Source organism: Flavobacterium lindanitolerans (genome assembly GCF_002846575.1).
In the GTDB taxonomy this organism is placed as follows: domain Bacteria; phylum Bacteroidota; class Bacteroidia; order Flavobacteriales; family Flavobacteriaceae; genus Flavobacterium; species Flavobacterium lindanitolerans.
Window position 1 is genome coordinate 557030 of sequence record NZ_PJND01000008.1, and the last position, 21839, is coordinate 578868.

The 21839-nt window shown below is 39.5% G+C and carries 18 protein-coding genes; 13 read left to right on the forward strand and 5 right to left on the reverse strand.

What is annotated here, in order from left to right; translation table 11 throughout:
- Positions 1-80 precede the first annotated feature (80 nt).
- From B0G92_RS12330 to B0G92_RS12360, 7 genes are all read left to right on the forward strand, one after another.
- Positions 81-7106: an Ig-like domain-containing protein gene (locus B0G92_RS12330; RefSeq protein WP_101472420.1), complete on the forward strand. Its 7026-nt coding sequence runs from the start codon at positions 81-83 to the stop codon at positions 7104-7106.
- A 36-nt stretch (positions 7107-7142) separates the two neighbouring features.
- Positions 7143-8069 (forward strand): PorP/SprF family type IX secretion system membrane protein, encoded by a 927-nt coding sequence (locus B0G92_RS12335; protein WP_101472421.1) that lies wholly within the window; start codon positions 7143-7145, stop codon positions 8067-8069.
- Between the two features lie 11 nt (positions 8070-8080).
- Positions 8081-10015, forward strand: coding sequence for an OmpA family protein (locus B0G92_RS12340; protein WP_101472422.1), 1935 nt, complete (start codon positions 8081-8083; stop codon positions 10013-10015).
- Between the two features lie 155 nt (positions 10016-10170).
- Entirely contained in the window at positions 10171-10371 is a 201-nt protein-coding gene (locus tag B0G92_RS12345) for a hypothetical protein (RefSeq protein ID WP_101472423.1), read from the forward strand.
- 14 nt (positions 10372-10385) lie between these two features.
- Positions 10386-10565 carry a hypothetical protein gene (locus B0G92_RS12350; RefSeq protein WP_056073817.1) on the forward strand — a complete coding sequence of 60 codons (180 nt, stop codon included), beginning with the start codon at positions 10386-10388 and terminating at the stop codon, positions 10563-10565.
- Between the two features lie 141 nt (positions 10566-10706).
- Complete coding sequence (locus B0G92_RS12355) at positions 10707-11561, forward strand: SDR family oxidoreductase (RefSeq protein WP_056073819.1); 855 nt, start codon at positions 10707-10709, stop codon at positions 11559-11561.
- Positions 11562-11707: 146 nt separating this feature from the next.
- Positions 11708-11959: a hypothetical protein gene (locus tag B0G92_RS12360; protein ID WP_143395041.1), complete on the forward strand. Its 252-nt coding sequence runs from the start codon at positions 11708-11710 to the stop codon at positions 11957-11959.
- A gap of 82 nt (positions 11960-12041) precedes the next feature.
- Here the strand turns inward: B0G92_RS12360 and B0G92_RS12365 are convergent, their stop codons facing one another.
- Complete coding sequence (locus B0G92_RS12365) at positions 12042-12347, reverse strand: hypothetical protein (RefSeq protein WP_101472425.1); 306 nt, start codon at positions 12345-12347, stop codon at positions 12042-12044.
- Between the two features lie 455 nt (positions 12348-12802).
- On the opposite strand from B0G92_RS12365, the gene B0G92_RS12370 reads away from it, so the two are divergent.
- The 5 genes from B0G92_RS12370 to B0G92_RS12390 all read left to right on the forward strand — a co-directional run bounded on the left by B0G92_RS12370 (position 12803) and on the right by B0G92_RS12390 (position 19030).
- Positions 12803-13360 carry a helix-turn-helix domain-containing protein gene (locus B0G92_RS12370; RefSeq protein WP_056073824.1) on the forward strand — a complete coding sequence of 186 codons (558 nt, stop codon included), beginning with the start codon at positions 12803-12805 and terminating at the stop codon, positions 13358-13360.
- 46 nt (positions 13361-13406) lie between these two features.
- A complete protein-coding gene (locus B0G92_RS12375) occupies positions 13407-13853 on the forward strand; it encodes a response regulator (RefSeq protein WP_375153603.1) in 447 nt (148 codons plus the stop codon).
- Positions 13854-13871: 18 nt separating this feature from the next.
- Positions 13872-15650 carry an ATP-binding protein gene (locus tag B0G92_RS12380; RefSeq protein ID WP_101472426.1) on the forward strand — a complete coding sequence of 593 codons (1779 nt, stop codon included), beginning with the start codon at positions 13872-13874 and terminating at the stop codon, positions 15648-15650.
- Positions 15651-15808: 158 nt separating this feature from the next.
- Entirely contained in the window at positions 15809-18196 is a 2388-nt protein-coding gene (locus B0G92_RS12385; protein ID WP_101472427.1) for a TonB-dependent receptor, read from the forward strand.
- Between the two features lie 12 nt (positions 18197-18208).
- Complete coding sequence (locus B0G92_RS12390) at positions 18209-19030, forward strand: DUF4249 domain-containing protein (RefSeq protein ID WP_101472428.1); 822 nt, start codon at positions 18209-18211, stop codon at positions 19028-19030.
- Here B0G92_RS12390 and B0G92_RS12395 read toward each other — a convergent pair whose 3' ends face one another.
- The 4 genes from B0G92_RS12395 to B0G92_RS12410 all read right to left on the reverse strand — a co-directional run bounded on the left by B0G92_RS12395 (position 19031) and on the right by B0G92_RS12410 (position 21226).
- A complete protein-coding gene (locus B0G92_RS12395) occupies positions 19031-19414 on the reverse strand; it encodes a rhodanese-like domain-containing protein (RefSeq protein WP_101472429.1) in 384 nt (127 codons plus the stop codon).
- Positions 19415-19728: 314 nt separating this feature from the next.
- Positions 19729-20043, reverse strand: coding sequence for a rhodanese-like domain-containing protein (locus tag B0G92_RS12400; RefSeq protein WP_082482263.1), 315 nt, complete (start codon positions 20041-20043; stop codon positions 19729-19731).
- Between the two features lie 13 nt (positions 20044-20056).
- Entirely contained in the window at positions 20057-20674 is a 618-nt protein-coding gene (locus B0G92_RS12405; RefSeq protein WP_101472430.1) for a thioredoxin family protein, read from the reverse strand.
- A gap of 24 nt (positions 20675-20698) precedes the next feature.
- A complete protein-coding gene (locus tag B0G92_RS12410; protein WP_101472431.1) occupies positions 20699-21226 on the reverse strand; it encodes a TlpA family protein disulfide reductase in 528 nt (175 codons plus the stop codon).
- 146 nt (positions 21227-21372) lie between these two features.
- On the opposite strand from B0G92_RS12410, the gene B0G92_RS12415 reads away from it, so the two are divergent.
- A complete protein-coding gene (locus B0G92_RS12415; protein ID WP_101472432.1) occupies positions 21373-21834 on the forward strand; it encodes a MarR family winged helix-turn-helix transcriptional regulator in 462 nt (153 codons plus the stop codon).
- Positions 21835-21839: the final 5 nt, after the last annotated feature.

Here is a 21839-nt window from a genome sequence, read left to right on the forward strand (position 1 = left end):
AGAAAAAGGCTTAAAAAACTATTAATTTCCCGTTAAAATAAAGGTTCCCAAATCTATCTATTAACTAAACGCAGTTGCTTATGAAAATTAATTTTACTTTTCAAAGGGCGTATTATTTCCTATACTCCCCAATCTTAATCTTATTGCTTTTTTACCATAATCCTCTCAGTGCGCAATCCACAAGAGTTTATGCTACCGTAATTTCGGGCGAAAGCAATACCGACCTTTCTGCCAATGCCGTCGACGGTAACCTTGCTACTAAAGCAAACGTACGGGCAAGTTCAGGACTAGCTTTAGGTATCGGCGCTTATTCAGGTTATATCGAACTCGAATATCCAACGCCATTACCGGCCAATACTACTTCGTATATTAAGATTCAGACAGATGAAAATCTCCTTCCTGCTTTATTGGGAGGAAGTCTTGGAGGCTTGCTTTCGAATGTATTAGGAGCCGTGCTTATTGGAAATCAGGAATTTACCGTTCAGGCAAAAGACGGAAATAACGTCCTTTTGCAGGGCGATAGCCAGGACATAGGCGAATTCGCAACAGAAAGGCTTCGAATTGTAACCGATGAAACAGGCGATTATTTTGTTGCCATAACTCCTGCCCAATCCTATAACAGAATCCGTTTGAGAAACAGGATAGGAAGTCTTTTGGGATTATTCAACACAAAACAACTGGGTGTCTTTGATGCTTTTTATATTTCAGACCCGGATGATTGTGGCTATGCTTCCTATACTTCTTATAGTGGACAGGGCATCAGTCTGGATCTTTTGAATCTTGGCGGTGCCGGAGTAACCAACCCAAAAAATGTATTGGATTCTGACCCTAACAGTTTTTCCCGATTGAGTTTGGGCGTTTTAGGCGTGGCAGCATCAATAGAACAAACCGTTTATTTTGACGGCCTCTCACAAACCACAGACGAGTTCGACATCAGGTTAAAAGTCGACCCGTCTTTATTAGCTTTAGGTGTCGCGAACAATATCCAGATTATTGCGTATAATGGCCCTGCAATTGTAGATTCCAGGTCTCTGAGTTCTTTATTAAATCTGGATTTACTGACATTGCTGCAAGGAAATCAAGTCGCTACTATCCCTTTTGCCCCAAATGCACCAGCCGATAGAATTACAGTCCGCTATACTTCCCTGCTCAATTTGCAGCTGACACAGCGCCTTGACCTTTATGATATTGTTCGCGTTCCTAAAATGCCTACCATAACAGACCCGGCTACTTTAAATGCTGTAGTATGTTCAGGAAGCACCGCTTCACTGATTGCGAATACCGCTGCCGGTAATGAAATCCGATGGTACAATACTCCAACAGGTGGCCCTGTTTTAGCAACTGTTGCATCCGGTGCGCCATTTCAAACAGCACAATTAAGTGCCAATACTATTTTTTATGTAGCTGCCGCAAAAATAGGTTGTACAGAAGAATCGCGAAGAGTAGCTGTTCCTGTAAAGGTTATCAGCCTGCCAACTGCTGCCGATATCAACATACAGAGTACACTTACCGCCTGCCAGGGAAATATTGTCCTTACTCCGACTACAACAATTGGAGGCGCGCTAATCCGATATTATACTGACCAGAACAAAACACAGGAAATCACTACCGGATTTGCCGGACATGCCGGAGCAACCTATGTCAAAAATCCGGCTACAGGAGCGCTTACTATTACAGGATTAAGTGAAGCCAACTCACCCTACTCCTATTTTATATCTCTTACTTCTGAAGGTATTTGCGAAAATGCCGTTAATAATCTGAAGGAAGTTACGGTAAACGTTTCCAGTATTCTTAACCTGCAAATACAATCTGCAATATCAGGATGCGGCTCTGTTAACCTTGCCGATGCCATCCTAAACCTCAACCCTACCACTACCTATGTTTTCTTTGATGCTTCCAACAATCCTATTACGGCAGAAGCAGCATCAAATATTACCACAAGCGGAACCTATTCCATACAGGCACAGGGAGCCAATAACACCTGCTCGTCAGATATACTTCCTGTAGCAGTAACTGTAAATCCGCAACCCAACCTGTCTATTACCAATACGGCTTTGGTTACTCAAATAGGCAACACCGTTACTTTAGATGCCGTTTCTACAGGAACTATTACCTGGTATGCTCCTAACGGAACGGCCCTACCATCAAACGTTGCCGGTCCTTTCGCAGCAGCAGGCACCTATACTTTTACGGCTATTGCAACTAACGGAACCTGCTCTGTAAGCGGTTCAGTTACCATAACGGTATTAGACCCTAACGAATGTCCTCCGCTGTCAGAAAGAAAGTACGCCAACTCACAACGTTGGAATACGATATTAACAGGAGGCGTAGTTAATGCAGGAAGCGCTGTTGACGGTAATATCCAGACTTTCTCGACTATTACCACCGGAATTGGATTGTTGGGCATAGGAACAACTTCTCAGATTTTGGAATGGAGCGAAACTATTGCTGCGGGAACTCCTGTCACTTTAAAATTGGGGTCTGAATACAGCGGAGTTACTTTAGCAGGCGGCTTTTCGGTTGTTGGAACAAAAAGAAACGGTTCCGGGACACCTGTAGATGTAGGAACGCTTCAACCGGTTTCAGGGTCATTATTAAACCTGCTGTCCGGACAAAACAACTTTGAATATACTTTCGTTCCGGCAAACAATGCTGGTCCGCAAGCCTATGACGGTGTCCGTATTGAAATCACCTCACTGCTTAGTGTGGCCCAAAGCGCAAAAGTTTATGAAGCTTATTATAAAACCCCGGCAACTCAAATTGCCTGCCAATCCGGCGATGCTGAAGACGTGTTATACGGAGCAATTGACCTGGGAGTTGGAGCCGCTACTTCTTTAGTAGGTGTAACTACCCCACGCAATGCCATTGACAATAGCGAAACTTCCTTTGCCACTATGATTAGCAGTGTAGGGGTTTTGGCTGCTGCAGAACTCACCACCGTTTTCCGCACTCCTTCTGTAGTGGGTGATACTTTAAAAATAAGAATTTCAAGACCGGGTTCATTATTAAACCTGAACCTTCTTGCCGGTATTACCATCCAGCCAATGCTAAACGAAGCTATGGCAGGTCCGGCTATTGGCAATACCAACGTACTGCTTAATCTGCAATTGCTTCCGGATGACCAGGGAGCCATCCTTACAGTTGTTCCTCAACATTCATTCGACAGAATCAGAATCCGTTTTGGAGGAGTTGCCAATGTACTGGACCAATTGCGAATCCATACTATCGAAAGGGTTGCCAACACAAAAATCGAAGGCGGAGATGAAAACAATGCCGTCGAAGCCTGTCAGGGAGAAACAATCAGACTGGAAGAAGATTCTGTAGCCTGTACTTCCTTTATATGGTATGATGCAAAAGTTGGAGGAAATGTAGTTTCTACCGGAAATTCCTTCACGCTTCCCAACAACTTGTCAGCCGGAATACATGTTTATTATGTACAACCGGTTCGATTTGGATGTGAGTTCTTAGCCCGCGGAAGAGTTAGTGTTACGGTAACACAAACAGCTCCGGCAGATGCTATCGCTTCTGTTCAGATTAACGGAGGAAATTCGGCTTCGTTTTGTACCACAACCGGGAATGTAGTCCTGAGCGCTGTTCTGAACTCGACTATGACACTTTCTAATCCTGTTTATTACTGGTATAAGTTAGACGGTACCACACAAACTTTAATTCCGTCAGAAACCAATTCCAGTCTTGCCTTGACAGGACTTACACCGGGAACTTATACCTATTTTGTTGGGGTTAGCTCTGATGAATATTGCCAGACTGCTCTGGCAGACAGAAAGCAGGTTACTTTCACTATCCTGCCTCCTTCAACAGCAGGAGATGTGGTAATAGACAACAAAACGGTCTGTCTTAACAGCACTGTAACGCTAAATCCTACAAGTACTTTGGCAAATCCGCAGTTCACTTATTACCTTACGAACGATACGACACAGCCAATTACTAATGGTACTATTGGCGGTATCACTTATGCACTTGGAGCCAACGGAACGCTTTCTATAACCGGTCTTGTTACTGCCGGAAGTCCTTACACCTATTATATTGCGATTACCAGCGACACTACCTGTCTGAATACGGCCGGCAATCTTAAAGCGGTTACGGTGACAGTGGGCAATCCTCCTGCACCAACAACAAATAATGCTACACAAAACTTCTGTAGCACTAACAATCCAACAGTTGCCGATTTGCAGGTGAACGAAGCTAATGTTGTGTTTTACAGTCTTCCATTAGGAGGTGTTCCGCTTCTTGCAACAACTCCGCTTACAGCCGGAATTTATTATGCTGCACAAATTGACGGAAGTTGCGAAAGCGATACCAGACTAGCCATTACAGTTACAATAGGGAATCCGCCAACACCAACAACGGCTAATCCTACACAAAATTTCTGCGAGCTCGACAACCCTACGATAGCATCAATACAGGTCAACGAAACTAATGTTGTTTTTTATGATGCCGCAGTAAACGGAAACCTGTTGCCTTCTACCACACCTTTAACGCCGGGAATATATTTCGCCGCTATTTTAGATGGAACCTGCGAAAGCGAAAACAGATTGGCAATTACAGTAACCATTACTGACCCGGGAACACCAACAACAGCTGCAACAACACAAAACTTCTGTCAGGGCGACAGTCCTACTGTAGCCGATTTGGATGTAAACGAAACCAATGTAGTTTTCTACAGCTCTCCTAATGGCGGTACGCCTTTAGCATCAACAGAAGCTTTGGTAAATGGAACCTATTATGCCAGCCTGGTGGACCCGACAGGTTGTGAAAGTGTAACACGTCTTGCTATTACAGTAAATATTACGGTTGTGGGTACGCCAACAACAAATGACAATACACAGGAATTCTGTCTGGAAGACCGGCCAACAATTATGAGCATACAGGTTAATGAAACCAATGTGGTTTTCTATAACGCTCCTACAGGAGGAAGCCAATATGCTCCAACGGCTCCGCTAACCAGTGGAATTTATTATGCTTCGCTGGTGAATGGCGTTTGCCATAGCGAAACACGTTTGGCTATTACAGTAACGGTTTCCAACCCGAATACTCCTATAACCAAATTCCCAACCCAGAATTTCTGCCAGGCAAACAATCCAACTGTTGCAGACATTGATGTTAATGAAACCAATGTCGTATTTTATGATGCGCCAACAGGAGGCAACCTTCTTGCTCCAACAACACCGCTGGTTGCAGGAATTTATTATGCAGCACTCCAGGTAGGCGATTGTGAAAGTGCTACCAGACTTGCAATTACAGTAACAATTAGCAACCCTGCTACTCCAACTACTAATGATGACACACAGGAATTTTGTAGTGCGCAAAACCCGACAGTCGCTAATCTTCAGGTAAATGAGCCAAACGTAGTATTCTATACTTTGCCTACAGGTGGTACGCCGCTTGCTCCTACTGAAGCTTTGACAAACGGAACCTATTATGCGAGCCTGAGAGATGCAACAGGTTGTGAAAGCGTTACACGTTTGCAAATTACGGTAAGTATAACAGTAGTAGGAATACCTACAACAAACAGTACAACGCAAAACTTCTGTCTGTCAAACAATCCTACCGTTGCCAATATACAGGTGAACGAGGCAGGAGTTGTATTTTATGATGCTCCAACCGGAGGTAATGTTATAGCAACAACCAGTGTATTAACTGCCGGTGTTTATTATGCTTCCCTGTTCAACGGAATTTGTGAAAGCGAAGCGAGACTGGCTATTACCGTAACAATAGGCAATCCTTCTACCCCAACAACCAATAATGGGACTCAAAGTTTCTGTTTGTCAAACAACCCGACAGTCAGCAACATTCAGGTCAACGGAGCAAATGTCATTTTCTACAATGCACCAAACGGAGGCACAGCATTAGCACCAACAGCAGCATTAACAAATGGTATTTATTACGCTTCAGCTACTGATGGAGTTTGTGAAAGCATCAACAGATTAGCCATTACGGTTACTATAAACAACCCGAATACACCTACAACGGCTAATACTACCCAAAGATTCTGCCAGGCAGATGGCCCAACAATTGCAGACCTTCAGGTGAATGAAACCAATGTAGTGTTTTACAATACGCCAACAGGAGGAACAGCATTAGCCACAACAACACCTTTAGTGGCAGGAATCTACTATGTTTCTCTAAGTGACGGCACCTGTCAAAGCGCAACAAGACTGGCTATTACAGTACAATTCCTGACAGACGGCCAGGCAGTGATTACCGGAGGTGGCAACCAGGCCTGTTCTTCTGAAACCGTAACCTACACTACTGCAGCCGGAATGACAGACTATGTATGGGACGTAGTTGGCGGTACAATTACAGGTGGCGGCCAGACATCAGACAATTTTGCGACCGTTACCTGGAACACCGTAGGCACCGGAAACATTAGCGTTACCTTTACAAACACTACCGGCTGTTCCAGCGATAATTTTGCTACCAGAGATATTGCTGTCAATGTCTGCTCCGATATAACAATCAGCAAGACTGCCAGCAATCTCAAGCCTAGTATTGATGAGAATATCATATTCACGATAACCGTAAGCAATAACGGACAAAGCCAGTTCACAGACCTTATAATCAACGAGCCATTACAAAGCGGCTTCCAATATGTGAGCTCCAATGCTTCAACCGGAACCTATTCCAATACATCCGGTGTCTGGACTATTCCAACTTTGGCTTCCGGACAAACGGCTACCTTACAAATTACTGTTAAGATACTATCGACCGGAAGTTATGTAAATACGGTAACAATAACCTCATCTACTCCTATAGATTCGAATACAGAAAATAACATAGCATCTATTTCTATCGAACCTATTTGCCTGATTGTATACAATGAGTTCAGTCCGAATAATGACGGTGACAACGATTTATTCCGAATTGACTGTATTGAGAATTATCCTAACAACACGTTGCAGATTCACAACCGCTACGGTGTTGAAGTCTATAAGACCAGAGGCTACCATAATACCTGGGACGGAACTGCGAATGTCAACTCTCCTATCAACGAAGACAAAAAACTTCCAACAGGAACCTATTACTACATTCTTGATTTAGGTGATGGAACTGGAACAAAAAGCGGATGGATTTATCTGATTCGCTAATTCCACAGGATAATTTCAATTTAAAACAGCAAGAGTATGAAAATCACTATATACAAAATCAGCTTAGTATTTCTTTTTATCCTGATTTCGATAAAAGCAAATGCACAACAAGACCCTGGATATACGCAGTATATGTATAATCCTCTGACAATAAACCCTGGTTATGCGGGTTCAACAGGAACGCTTGAAGCGGTCCTGTTGCATCGCTCGCAATGGGTAGGAATAGATGGCGCTCCTTCTACACAGGCGTTCACACTCCACAGTCCGCTGACAAATGACAAAATTGGTTTGGGTTTTACGGCAGTTAATGACAACCTTGGCCCTTCCAATGAAATCTATCTTGATGGAAACTTCTCCTACACCCTAATGTTTAGCTATAATACCCGATTGGCTTTGGGAATAAAAGCCGGAGCAAGGGTTCTGAATGTAGACTGGTCAAAAGGAAGATTCTATGATGGTTCTGATGTGTTATTAAACAGCAATATCAATAATAAGATAACGCCATCAATTGGTGCTGGTGCCTATCTCTATTCAGACAACTGGTATATTGGCGCTTCGGTTCCAAGTTTTATCAAAGGCGATTATTATGATGACATACAGGAATCCATACAAATCGAAAGACTTCATTACTATTTGATAGGAGGTTATGTGTTTAATTTTTCAGACAATTTCAAATTTAAACCGGCAGTTTTGGCAAAAGGGGTCAGCGGAGCACCAATCTCGGTAGACGTTTCGGCTAATTTCCTGATTCAGGAAAAATTCACCCTGGGTGCCGGATACCGCTGGGATGATTCTGTAAGCGCATTGCTTGGTTTCCAGATTTCAAAAGACTTTTTCGTGGGGTACTCTTATGATTACACCACAACCGACCTTAACAAATATAACGACGGTTCCCATGAAATCATCCTGCGCTATCAGTTGTCCAGAAAAACAAGTCAAATCAAATCACAACGATTCTTCTAAAAAATAAGCTCATGAAAAATATATTCCTACTACTCCTGTGTCTTAGCATTGCTTCGGTAAACGGACAAAGCAAATTAAAAAAGGCCAACAAGCTTTTCAAGGAATTTTCTTATGTAGATGCTTCAAAAGCTTATGAAGAATATCTTGAAAAAGAAAAGTCGCCGTCAACACAAGCACTGAAAAATGCCGGAGATTCCTTCTATTATATCGATGACAAACGAAATGCCTTAAAATGGTATCAAAAGCTATACGACATACAAGGCACAAGCATGCCGGACGAATATCTGCTTCGATATGTGGAATCTCTAAAAGGTGTTTTAGATTATGAGAAAGCCGATAAAGTGACCAAAGAATATCTGGCCGGAAAAGGCGACCAGAAAAGGATTGCAAGCTATAACCGTTTAAAAAAGCAGATGGATAGCCTGGCTAAAGAAAAGCCTTTGTATACCATCCGAAACCTGGAAATAAATACGGATAAATCCGATTTCGGAACTGCATTTTTCGGAGATAAAATTGTGTATTCTTCAAGCAAGGATACAACAAAATTCAAGGAAAAACTGTATAATTGGAACAAGCAACCTTTCCTGAACCTGTATGTGGCAGAAAGAAATACGGCTAATGGCAGTTTATTCAACGAAACGCTGTTTCTTCCCAACGCCATGACAAAATACCATGAGGCTACGGTGGCTTTTGCACCCGACCTTAAAACGGTATACTACTCCACGAATATTGTTCGGAAAAAGAAACTTGTCAATGACGAGGAAGGTACTAACAATTTCAAGATTGTAAAAGGTACAATTAGTGATGGTAAATTGAACGCTCCGCAGGATATTTTCTTCAACAGTAAAAAATATTCTGTTGGACATCCTGCCATAAGTGAAGATGGAAAATGGCTTTTCTTTGCTTCCGATATGCCGGGTGGTTATGGCGGTTCAGACCTGTATGTTTGCCAAATTGCCGATGACGGAACTATTGGCCCACCAAAAAACCTGGGACCGGAAATCAACACCGTTGGTAATGACATGTTTCCTTCTTTTACAAATGGAATGCTGTATTTTGCTTCCGATGGTCATTTTGGCTGGGGTGGACTTGACATTTACGAAAGCCGTTTTAAAGAAGACCGTACTTTTTCAGAACCCCGAAATTTAGGAGCTCCCATCAACAGCAACAACGATGACTTTGCTTATATCGTAGACCCGAAAGACACCTATGGCTATTTTTCTTCAAACCGTGCGCAGGGAAAAGGCGATGACGACATTTACTATTTCACAAAAGAAAAAGCACCTTGCAACCAAATGATTACAGGAAAAGTAATCAATTCAAAAAGCAAATCTGTTATTGGTGATGCCAGTGTAAAAGTTTCAGACCTGTTTGGCGATAAGATTGCCGAAACGACTACTGCTGCAGACGGGACTTACAAACTAACCGTGCCGTGCAACATGAAAGTCAAGGTTACGGCCTCAAAAACGGGGCATAGTACTGAAGAAAAGGAAATCGAAAGCAAAAAAGTCAATGGTGCCGAAATTAAGGATGTTAATTTTGAACTGACCAAATATGATGACATTGTTATTGTTGATGGCAACAAGGAAAAAATAGACATCAACCCTATTTTCTTTGACTACGACAAATCCGACATCACGCCACAGGCTGCTGCCGAACTGGATAAAGTGGTCTTTGCCATGTCTAAATTTCCGAAAATTAAAATCAAGATTGAATCGCATACGGACTCCAGAGGAAAAGATGCCTACAACATGAAACTCTCTGATTCCAGAGCAAAATCAACACAAACCTATATATTGTCAAAAGGAATTGACCCGTCCAGAATCGAAAGTGCGATTGGATATGGTGAAAGTCGATTGACAAATAAATGCAAAAACGGTGTGAAATGCACCGAGGCCGAGCACCTGGCCAACAGACGCTCCGACTTTATCGTTATTGAAAAGTAGATTTTTTTGGGGAATCTTGATTGCGTTAGGACTGCCGTAAAAAAGCAGTCCTTTCTCATTTTAAACACATCATATAACTTTTTCTGTTAATTCTATAATACATTTTCCTGATAAAAGGAAGAAATTTGAGATATAGAAACCTTAAAAAACGGATTATGAAAAGTTTAGCGAGCAAATTATTTTTAGGAACATCAGTCATCCTGTTAGGCTTCATTACTTCCTGCAAAGAAAAAACGACAGAAAATAATGTAGATGTTGACATGGTAGATACTACTACCGTTGAGGAACCAACAGCACCAGCCATGCCGGATACAACCACTGTTCCATCTGATACAACAAAAACACCTATGCCTTAATAATCAAAGAAATCATGGAAGATAATCAAAACAAAGACAGCCACCATTTAAATCTTGGGTCTGACAATGGTACCATTAACTTAAAATCCAAATTGCCGGATTGGCTTTTAGGATTTTTCAAGCCGCCAATGGTTTGCCTGACAGACAGCAATGAAGGTTTGCCTGAAGGCTATCCGGATGATGATGACTTCTAATATTGCAAACCTTACAGGTAATTGATTAAACAATCAATTATTTAATTTTGGGGATTATTTATTTCTGAAATCCCTGCTATATAAAAATATAAGCAGGGATTTTATTTTTTCTACTTACAACCAATTTCAATTTCTTACATCATGAAAAAGCCAGATTCTTTTCCAGCTCAACAACAATCACCGCCCGGTAAGGAATATAAAATGTTTCCCGAACCCGAAATTATACAGAAAAACTATACCGGAAGCAACAAGCTAAAAGGCAAAACCGCTTTAATAACAGGTGGCGACAGCGGTATAGGAAGAAGTGTGGCCGTACATTTCGCAAGAGAGGGAGCCAATATTGCCATCGCTTATTACAGTGAAACAAAAGATGCGGAAGACACTAAAAAAATGATACTGAAAGAAGGCAGGGAATGCCTTCTCTTAAAAGGTGATTTGAAAAAGGAATCCTTTTGTAAAAGTATCGTTCAGAAAACCATCAGCAAGTTCGGTTCATTAAACATACTGGTAAACAATGCCGCAGTACAATTCCCGAAAGAAGAAATAGAGGAAATTGACAGCAAGCAAATGTTAGAAACTTTCGAAACCAACATCTACCCTTTTTTCTATACCACGTTTGAAGCCATAAAACACTTAAAAAAAGGCGATTGTATTATCAATACGACCTCAGTAACTGCCTACAGGGGTAGTCCGCATCTTCTGGACTATTCCAGCACAAAAGGTTCAATTGTTTCATTTACAAGATCTGCCTCCGGCATGCTTGCCGATAAAGGCATACGCGTAAACGGAGTGGCACCGGGACCAATCTGGACACCATTAATTCCGTCTACATTTGATGAAAAAGAAGTTAAAAAATTCGGAAAAGACACCCCAATGAAAAGGGCCGGACAACCCAGCGAGGTAGCTCCAGCCTATGTCTTTTTAGCCAGCCAGGATGCCAGCTATATCACCGGACAGATTATACATATTAACGGGGGTGAAATCGTTGGAGGTTGACATTTCTTCTTATTTTTTACAAATTTTATAAAATCATTAGTACATAACCATTTTTAAAGTTTGTAAATTTAATTGTGACAAATCACAAAATGATGCCTCATAAAGGCTTTGATATAACTATTAAATTAACCTATAAACTTCACACCATGAAAACCAAAAATGTATTACTAGGAATTGCAGCCGGTGTAGCCGCAGTGGCTGTTGCCAGATTAATCCTGAAAAGAACCGGCGCCTGGGATTCCATGTGCGAAAAAGCATCAGACATGGAAGACAGAATGTTTCACCAAGGATATCGAAAAAGAGAACGGGAATCGTTAAGCACTTTGCCAAAAGGCGAAGAAAAAACCGTAAGCAAAAAACATTACGAAGCTTCAAAACTTAAAAATGCCGTTTTATAATTAAACGGTTCTTCTATATAAATATAAAAACGGCTTATGCTATGGGTATAAGCCGTTTTCAATTTAGCTAGCTTCAGTAAAGCTAAAAAGTATCCTGGTAGTTGGGTTCCTTTTTAAAATAATTATGCTTTTTCAATCGGATGCGTCTTGAATTAGCCGCATACTTTTTAGAAAAGCTATGATAAAGAAAAACATTCATTTTACGTTTTTCGCGAATCAGCAAAGGTATGTTTATCATTACTCCTAGTACACAGATAGACATCAGTATCAATAGCAGCAACATATAAATAATATAATTCAGCTCGAAAGAATTTCTAAAATCAGTGACAAAAAAATAAGCCGCGATTCCAAAAACAAAAATCGATAATAACAAAGAAACTATTTTCATGATTTTGCTTTTTAGTTGGACTTTTTCCTTCGTGGAGAAAACCTTTTGTCAAATTTAAAAACTTTGTTAACAAAAATTTTTACATAATTTTAAGAAAGTCTTACAACATAAAAATATTTGAACAACTCTACATAAAGTCCAATATTTCAACACAATGATTTTATAATAATGTAAATAAAAATAAAAATGATGTAATTATTTCCCTGTTAAAATAAATACATTTGAAAAGATGGTAACAACTGAGAATTAATCATCGAAGGGGGGAAAAATTGCTATACTGATTCAGCCAAATGAAATGGAGTATTTTGAAAAAAATGCTCCTTTTTTATTTATGCAAGTTGTTGAAATATAGCTTAAAACTAAAAACAATTAAACATTCTGATGATTAGTCGGCAAAAAGCTATAGGATTTAGAACATTTTTTAATAAATTTATTGTCCTAACCACAGCTACTACATGAAACTATATATCAAATACGACATCAATCAGGCCTGCAGGATAATCATGCAGGAACAGCTTGAAAAATTTGGCATCCAGTACCAGCTTCTCGATCTGGGCGAAATAGAATTCAAAGAATCTATCCCCGAAGAAACGTATAACGAATTAAGAGAAGCCTTAAAAAAATACGGCATTGAGTTGCTGGACAACCAAAAAAGCCAGCTCATTCAAAAGATAAAAGATACTATTATAGAAATGGTATATGAAAAGGACAAATTGCCAACTTCAACCATTTCTTCTTATCTCTCCGACAAGCTCAACCTGAGCTACGGCTACATTTCCAATATATTTTCGGAACATACCTATACTTCCATTGAGAACTATATTATTATGCAGAAAATAGAGAGGGCAAAAAAACTGATAATTGAAGACGGACTCACCCTAACCGAGGTATCCTATAAACTCAACTACAGCAGTGTAGCACACCTTTCAGGACAATTCAAAAAAACTACCGGTCTGACACCGTCCATGTTTAAAAGGATTGTAGATAAAAGACGAAGCATGACCAAAGAATAACAAATTAAAACTTATATTTGAGCTATCAAAATCCCCCTAAACTATGATTAAAGACCAGTCTATAAACATTATGCTTGCAGATGATGATGAAGACGACCGTAACTTTTTTAACGACGCCATAAAGGAACTAAAAATCAATAACAACCTGACGGTCTTTAAGAACGGAAGTGAATTAATGGATTATCTGGAACAACCAGATACGCTATTACCACACATATTATTTCTGGATTTGAATATGCCCAGCAAAAGCGGTAATGAATGCCTTAGGGAAATTCGCCAAAACCCTAGGTTTAAAGACATGTCAATTGCAATTTATTCAACCTCATCTTCAGATAAGGATATAGAAGAGACTTTTGTTGGAGGTGCGAATATTTATATTAAAAAGCCCAATGATTTTGGAAACCTGAAAAAAGTACTTAAAGAAGTTGTCAATATCAACTGGCAATTCCACACGTCCGGATTAAACAAAGACACTTTCTTTTTCAGCATCTAAAGGCCAAAACCAAAAGACATGAAACTAAAAGAATTATTAACCCCTACTCTGATTTACAGAACCGCCCAGGGGGTATCATTTATTTTGGTTATCAGTGTTGCCATAGTTTTTCATGTCCAGATGAAAAGTCTCAATCAGTCTGTAGACCTTATCTCTACTTCCAACAAAAAGCAGTTTGAGCTGGAAAAAATTATCTCTGAAGTCATCCAGAGAGAAAATGAAATGCGAAGCTATATCATTACAAAAGATTCAGCATTTTATAACAATAATCTTACTACAAAAAGAAAAATATTCAAAAGCCTGTCATTATTAAAAGACAACTTTTCAAGCAAACAGGATTTGGAAAACATCGAGAATATTGATGACATCCTACAAAAAAGGCTGGCTCTTTTTGATGAAACTTTGGCAATTTCGAGTGCCCAGCCTATTGATTCGGCATTGCTGAATGCCAAATTATTAGAAGGAAACAGGCAAACAAAAGAACTTCAGGAAAAAATATACGAACTCATTGAACAGGAAGTTACCAAACTAAAAATACACAATATCAATCACCGTTATGATATTGAAACATCAACAATTACGGCCTTTTCACTTACCATCCTGACTCTGGTCATCCTCCTTTTTTCACTAAACAAAATCAATATTGACTTCCAAAAAGTACGCAAACTGAACGAAGAACTCAAATTTGTGAATCAGGTATCAGACAATGCCGAAAAAGTAGCCGGAATAAGCCACTGGAAAATCAATATGCACACCGGCAAATTCTTTTATTCCGACAATTTTTACAGAATATTAGGTGAGGAACCCAATGCTTTTGACTCCAAAGTCGAAAACGTAACGCCGTATATCCATCCGGATGATTACGAAGAAACTATGAAGCAGCATGAGGAATCCATGAAAAACCATACGCCAACTTCAATGATTTACAGAATCATACGCAAGGACGGCCAAATACGGTATATCAGTTCAACAGGCGATTTCACATACAACACTAAAGGAGAGCTTGTCAAGATTGGCGTAAGCAATGACATCACAGAAGAATATACCATCAAGCTGGCTTTGGAAGAAAAAAACAAGACACTCATTGCCATAAATGCCGAACTGGAATCGTTTAACCAGATTGTCAGCCATGACCTTCAGGAACCTTTGCGAAAAATACAAATGTTTATTTCCAGAATTGAAGAATCAGAAACAGAAACCATATCAGAAAAGGGCAAAGACTATTTTTTAAAAATTAAAAATTCTGCAAACAGAATGCAGAACCTGATGATGGACCTTGTTGATTATTCCAAGACCATGAAAGACGACAAGGTTTTCGTAAAAACCAGCCTCAACAAGCTTCTTGCGGATGTATTGCTGGAACTCAACGTTAATATTGAAGAAAAAAATGCTACTGTAGAAATAGGCAATCTGCCAAAAATAAATGCCATTCCTTTCCAGATACATCAGCTTTTTGTCAACCTCATCTCAAATTCACTGAAATACAGTAAAAAAGATGTTCCTCCCGTTATCAAAATCAGAACTGAAAAAATTAAAGCCGGTGAGAAAATAAACGACATCGAACTCTTTGGAAAAAAATACCATAAAATAACCATAACTGATAATGGCATTGGTTTCAGACAGGAATTTTCAGAAAAAATCTTTATGCTGTTCAAACGCCTGGAAACCGACATTAATTATAATGGTACGGGAATAGGGCTTGCCATCTGCAAAAAAATTATAGAAAACCATAAAGGATACATCAAAGCGGAAGGAAATCCTGAAATTGGCTCTACTTTCACCATCTACCTTCCTTAAATAACATAATTATTTCTTAAAGTTAAATAATGTAACAATTCGATTTATTTGTCGTCCTACTGTTGTAAAACGTTAAAATCTGTTTTTGTAAAATAATTCTTAAAAATAGACGTTTTCAGGAAAGTGAATTTTCTCACAAGAACATTAACAAATAAATCATGAATCAAAAAAATCAAAAAACACACGTTCCTTTACTAATTCTGATCTTCCTCATCGGAAGTTGGGCAAAAGCCCAGGACAAAGTCACCATAAGCGGTACTATTGTCAATTCGCAAAACAATGAAACTCTTATTGGAGTTAGCATTTACATCCCTGAACTTCAATCAGGCACTACCACAAACGAATACGGTTTCTTTTCGTTATCCATCCCAAAAGGAGACTATACGCTACAGGTTAGCTATATGGGTTTCCAGACTTCGGAAGAAAAAATTTCATTGCAACAGAATCTTCGAAAAAACATCAGCTTGGAAAGTTCTACGCAAAATCTTGAAGAAATCGTAATTACCGAAAGAAAAAACATTGCCAACATCAAAAAACCTGAAATGAGTGTCAACAAGCTTACCATTCAGGAAATCAAAAAAATGCCGGCGGTTATGGGTGAAACAGACATTTTAAAATCCATTCTCCAGCTTCCGGGTGTTACCAATGCCGGTGAAGGAGCTTCCGGCTTTAATGTTCGTGGAGGTGCTGCAGACCAAAACCTTATTCTTCTGGATGAGGCACTCCTTTACAACTCCTCTCACCTGTTTGGCTTCTTTTCTGTTTTCAATTCAGATGCTATCAAAGACCTTAAACTTTACAAAGGAGGCATTCCTTCGCGTTTTGGAGGTCGTGTTTCTTCTGTTTTAGACATCTACCAAAAAGAAGGAAACAGTAACGAATTTCATATGAACGGTGGTATTGGTGTGATTTCGAGCCGACTTTTGGCTGAAGGTCCTCTCGAAAAGGGAAAAGGCTCTTTCCTTGTAGCCGGAAGAAGTTCGTATGCACACCTGTTCTTAAAATTGACAGACAACAAGAACAGCGCCTATTTTTATGACCTGAACACAAAACTAAGCTACAAGCTTAACGAAAACAACAGCCTGTTTTTGTCCGGTTATTTTGGGAGAGACGTTTTTGACATTGGCGACCAGTTCAACAATGTTTATGGAAACGCGGTCCTCAACCTGAGATGGAACCATTTGTACTCAGAAAAACTTTTCTCTAACCTGTCTATGATTTACAGTGATTACTATTATGGACTTAAGTTGGATGTTGCCGGACTGAACTGGGATTCTGGTATTAAAAACTACAATATCAAATACGATTTCAAGCATTATATTAGCGACCGATACAAAATGACGTATGGTCTGAACGCGGTTTACTATGATTTTAACCCGGGAACCGTATCACCAACAGGTCCTTCATCCGGAATCAACCGCGAGCAATTAGACAAAAAATATGCCCTGGAACCGGCCTTATATGTAGATGCTGAACACGAAATAACCGATAAACTTAGCATAAACTACGGTTTCCGTTACAGCATGTTCTACAGAATGGGACAACAGGACATGAATATTTATGCCAATAACGAAGCGGTTACCTTTAACCCGGAACTTCAAATTTATGAAAAAGGCAAACCTATTGGAACTGAACATTTTGGAAGCGGCAAAACAATTGCCTCATTCAACAATCTAGAGCCGCGGTTGGCCGTATCCTACCAACTGGATGACAACCAATCCATAAAGGCGAGCTACAACCGTATGAGCCAGTACATTCATCTGGTTTCCAACACGGCATCACCTACTCCGTTAGACGTATGGGCGCCAAGCGATAATTTTATCAAACCACAGCTTTTAGACCAGGTTGCATTAGGCTATTTCAGAAATTTCCATAACGATGACTATACATTGGAAACCGAAATCTATTATAAAAAAGTCAAAAACAGAATCGACTATATTGATGGCGCAGACCTTATTGCCAACAAGGCAATTGAACAGGTAATCTTAAACGGCAGGTCGAGGTCATACGGATTGGAGGTATTATTACGCAAAAACTCAGGCAAGCTAAACGGATGGATTTCCTATACACTATCCCGCTCAGAACAGCAGACACCGGGAAGAACAGCTCTTGAAACCGGAATCAATAACGGAAAATGGTACAGCACAGGCTATGACAAAACGCATAACCTGGCCGTTACAGCATCCTATAAATTGACCGAAAAATGGTCTTTCGGAAGTACTTTTGCCTTGCAATCCGGACAGCCGGTTACTTATCCTAACGGACAATATGAATATGGCGGAGTAATCGTTCCTAGCTATGGCGCCAGAAACGAAGACAGGCTTCCTGCCTACCATCACCTGGACGTTTCTGCAACGTATATCCCAAAACCGGATAAGAAAAAAGGATGGCAGGGAGAATGGGTTTTCAGCATCTACAACCTTTACAACCGTATGAACTCTGCCTCTATGACATTCAGGCAAAATGAAGATACCGGAAGAAACGAGGCTGTAAGACTTTCTATCTTCGGCTTTATTCCAAGCGTTACCTATAATTTCAAATTCTAATACGATACCATCATGAAAAATATAAAATATATAGCCCTGCTTTTCCTGTCAATTCTTTGCTTTAGCTGTGAAGAAGTAGTAGATGTAGACCTTAAAACGGCACCTCCCCGACTTGTGATTGACGCTTCAATAGACTGGGTCAAAGGAACAGATGGCGCAACCCAAAAAATAAAACTGACCACCACCACCGGCTATTTCCAAAATGTAATTCCGGTGGTGTCCAATGCTACCGTCTTTGTTACAAACAGCAGCAACACGGTCTTCACTTTTACAGAAACTCCGGGCACAGGAGAATATATCTGTTCTGATTTCCAGGCCGTAATTGGTGAAACCTATGTCCTGACCGTTGTTCACAATGGCCAGACCTATACGGCAACCGAAAAAATGACTGCCGTGCCCGATATTACCAGGACAGAACAGAATAACGAAGGTGGATTTTCAAACGATGAAATCGAAGTCAAATTTTTCTATAACGACAATGGTCAGGAAGACAACTTCTATCTAAGCAAGTTTGAAACCAGCCGTCTTCCCTATCCTGATTATGATGTACTTGACGATAAGTTCTTTCAGGGTAATGAAATGTTCGGGCTTTTCACACACGAAGATTTCAAACCCGGAGACCAGCTTAAAATTTCTCTTTTGGGAATTTCAGAACGTTACTATAACTATATGTACATCCTGATAGGCATTGCAGAAGGAGCCGGAGGCGGTCCTTTCCAGACAACTCCTGCCAACGTAAGAGGAAATATTGTCAACCAAACCGACAAAAACAATTATGCATTAGGCTACTTCAGAGTATCTGAAAGAACCGAACTGATTTATACCATACAATAATTATTGCTCCAGAGGTAGGCCGGTTTCTGTCCAGGAATCGGTTCCTCCTTTGAGCTCAATGATATTCTTAAAACCTTGAGACTGCATAATTTCAACTGCTTCTGCACTTCTTCCGCCAGCCTTGCAGTACACATAAACAGGTTTTGTTTTATCTAATTTGTTTATTCGGTCTGTAAAATCCTGGTCGTAAAGGTGAACATTTTTAGCGCCTTTCAAATGGCCCTGCTTGTACTCTTTTGGAGTTCTGACATCTACCAATTGCACATTTCCTTTTTCAATTCTTTTGGAAAAAGCCTCAGGAGCAATCAATTCAGGAGATTTATTCTGCGATTGACAGGAAACAAAACTAATCAGGACAAATAAGAAAGAATATAAAGTTTTCATGTTTTAAATTTTTAGGACATAAAAGTAATTTATTTTTTATAAAAGAGCTACTAAGGTTCTAAGATGCTAAGGCACTGAGGTACTAAGGCACTAAGGTACAAAGATTATGAGATGCTAAGTTTAATAGACTTAAAATCTCTGTAATCATTCTAATCTGTGGCTAAAATCATAAATCTAAAATCCAAATAGTCTCCTTTCATATCTACCTAATCATTTTAATCTGTGGCTAAAATCAAAAAATCTCAAATCAAAAATCATAAATCCGAAATCTAAAATCCGAAAGGTCATAAAAAAAGGAGCAATTGCTCCTTTTTTTATTCCGGTAAAACAACGGGGCCGTCCCATTCTGACATGCCGCCTACAAGATTGTAAGTAGTGGCAAAACCTAACTGTTCCATCACACTGCAGGCTTTGGCACTTCGCATTCCGGCCTGACAATAGACATAATAATTTTTAGTTTTATCCAACTCCTCCACTTCATAAATAAATCCCTGACCTTTATAGATATCTATATTTTTGGCTCCGGGAATCATTCCTCTGTTGCATTCGTCTTCGGTTCGTACGTCAAGAATCACAGCATTTTCATCTTCCTGTGCCTGTGACCACCATTGTTCTTGTGTTATATTCATCATTGTATTTAAGTTATGCTTTAATAGAACATCCGATAGCCTTGGTTTCTTTTACCGCAACTTCCTTGTTCTTTAAAAGAGCGTCTACCGCATTTTCTACATATTTTTGTTTTACTGCCTTTTCATCTCCATAATTATCATCAATGGCACCAATATATTTCACCTGGTTTCCTTTTGATGTTTTTTGAAGGATATAAACATGAGGTGTTTTTGTAGCACCATATTGAGGATAAATTTTTTGTCCTTCATCTAACAGATACGGAAATGTAAAGGCTTTTTCTTTAGCACGCACTTTCATCAGGTCAAAACTATCATCTTTTTGTTTTTCCGGATTGTTCGGATTGATTGCAATTACCGGATAACCCTGTTTCTTATATTTTTTGTCCAACGCAATAATTCTGTCCTCATAAGCCTGGGCATACGGACAGTGATTACAGGTAAAAATCACGATATATCCCTTGGCATCTTTGAAATCTTTAAGAGACACTTTCTTGTTATCGATATTCTTTAGGCTAAAATCAGTCGCAATATCGCCAACCTTATAGCCCGTTGCGGCATCCATATTTTTATAAGTAAAAGCACTTACCAGTCCGGCAAGCAATACAAAAGCAAAAATTTTAATTGTTTTCATAGTAGGATTGTTTATAGTTTTCTTTTAAAATTGTTTCACTTCGTTTTCAAGTTCATCAAATGAAAAACTCTTTTCATAAAAACGGCGTTTGTCACCTTTATAAATTAGCGTAGCCGGAATCGCACCACTCCAGGTAGAATCTACCTTATTAATCCAGTTGTTTGCATCCGGGTCATTCAGCAACAAAACTTCCGATTTAAGATTATGTGTTTTTATAAAAGGCAGTAGTTTGGTTTCCGCCATTTTAGGAAAATCAATACTCACCAAAAGCACTTTTACTTTTTTGTCTTTATAATCGGCATTCAACTTTTCAAAATGTGGCAATTCTTCCACGCAAGGAACACACCACGTAGCCCAAAAATTAACCACATAAGTCGTATCATTATTTTTTTTCAGGTAAGGTTCCAATCCTAAAAAACTATACGAATCGACAGAAATACCATCCTGCGTATATGTTTTTAGCGGTTTTGGCACGGCAACAGCCTCTTTTTTCTCATCATTTTTACAGGAAAGAAGCAAAAAAACGATGCCCAGAGAGATAATTTTCTTCATTTATAAAAAAGTATTTATTCTTTAAACCCAATAAAAATAAGCATTCTACCCATTACATAATTATTTTAACAAAAATTTAATCGACATTTGTATATACAATTAAAAATAATACTACATTTGTACATACAAATTTTGTAATTACAATAATGAAAATAGAAGAAATCATAAAAACAACCTCTCCTATGGCAATCGGCAAAAGAACGGTGCTGAACATTATGTATACGCAAAACGTCCTGTCAGAACGATTCAATGAGATTTTAAAAGCTTACGATTTATCGCCGGAGCAATTTAATGTCTTGCGAATCCTGAAAGGACAGAATGGAAAGCCGACCAACATGTGCGTAATTCAGGAACGAATGATTGCCAAAACCAGCAACACGACACGACTGGTCGACAAATTACTTTTAAAAGAGCTGGTTACCCGTGAAATCTGCCCTGACAACAGGAGAAAGATGGAAATAGCCATAACCGAAAAAGGCCTGGAACTACTGGCAGAACTCAATCCAAAAGTAGAATGTCACGAATCTGCCCTATCCCAAAACCTTACGACAGAAGAATTGGAACAGCTCAACTACCTACTCGAAAAATTCAGAACAATTAATCAATAAATAAT

What these genes read in the sequence shown, in the direction of transcription:
- B0G92_RS12330 (WP_101472420.1), top strand. Translation starts at nt 81, where the DNA reads ATGAAAATTAATTTTACTTTTCAAAGGGCGTATTATTTCCTATACTCC.
- B0G92_RS12335 (WP_101472421.1), top strand. Translation starts at nt 7,143, where the DNA reads ATGAAAATCACTATATACAAAATCAGCTTAGTATTTCTTTTTATCCTG.
- B0G92_RS12340 (WP_101472422.1), top strand. Translation starts at nt 8,081, where the DNA reads ATGAAAAATATATTCCTACTACTCCTGTGTCTTAGCATTGCTTCGGTA.
- B0G92_RS12345 (WP_101472423.1), top strand. Translation starts at nt 10,171, where the DNA reads ATGAAAAGTTTAGCGAGCAAATTATTTTTAGGAACATCAGTCATCCTG.
- B0G92_RS12350 (WP_056073817.1), top strand. Translation starts at nt 10,386, where the DNA reads ATGGAAGATAATCAAAACAAAGACAGCCACCATTTAAATCTTGGGTCT.
- B0G92_RS12355 (WP_056073819.1), top strand. Translation starts at nt 10,707, where the DNA reads ATGAAAAAGCCAGATTCTTTTCCAGCTCAACAACAATCACCGCCCGGT.
- B0G92_RS12360 (WP_143395041.1), top strand. Translation starts at nt 11,708, where the DNA reads ATGAAAACCAAAAATGTATTACTAGGAATTGCAGCCGGTGTAGCCGCA.
- B0G92_RS12365 (WP_101472425.1), bottom strand. Translation starts at nt 12,347, where the DNA reads ATGAAAATAGTTTCTTTGTTATTATCGATTTTTGTTTTTGGAATCGCG.
- B0G92_RS12370 (WP_056073824.1), top strand. Translation starts at nt 12,803, where the DNA reads ATGAAACTATATATCAAATACGACATCAATCAGGCCTGCAGGATAATC.
- B0G92_RS12380 (WP_101472426.1), top strand. Translation starts at nt 13,872, where the DNA reads ATGAAACTAAAAGAATTATTAACCCCTACTCTGATTTACAGAACCGCC.
- B0G92_RS12385 (WP_101472427.1), top strand. Translation starts at nt 15,809, where the DNA reads ATGAATCAAAAAAATCAAAAAACACACGTTCCTTTACTAATTCTGATC.
- B0G92_RS12390 (WP_101472428.1), top strand. Translation starts at nt 18,209, where the DNA reads ATGAAAAATATAAAATATATAGCCCTGCTTTTCCTGTCAATTCTTTGC.
- B0G92_RS12395 (WP_101472429.1), bottom strand. Translation starts at nt 19,414, where the DNA reads ATGAAAACTTTATATTCTTTCTTATTTGTCCTGATTAGTTTTGTTTCC.
- B0G92_RS12400 (WP_082482263.1), bottom strand. Translation starts at nt 20,043, where the DNA reads ATGAATATAACACAAGAACAATGGTGGTCACAGGCACAGGAAGATGAA.
- B0G92_RS12405 (WP_101472430.1), bottom strand. Translation starts at nt 20,674, where the DNA reads ATGAAAACAATTAAAATTTTTGCTTTTGTATTGCTTGCCGGACTGGTA.
- B0G92_RS12410 (WP_101472431.1), bottom strand. Translation starts at nt 21,226, where the DNA reads ATGAAGAAAATTATCTCTCTGGGCATCGTTTTTTTGCTTCTTTCCTGT.
- B0G92_RS12415 (WP_101472432.1), top strand. Translation starts at nt 21,373, where the DNA reads ATGAAAATAGAAGAAATCATAAAAACAACCTCTCCTATGGCAATCGGC.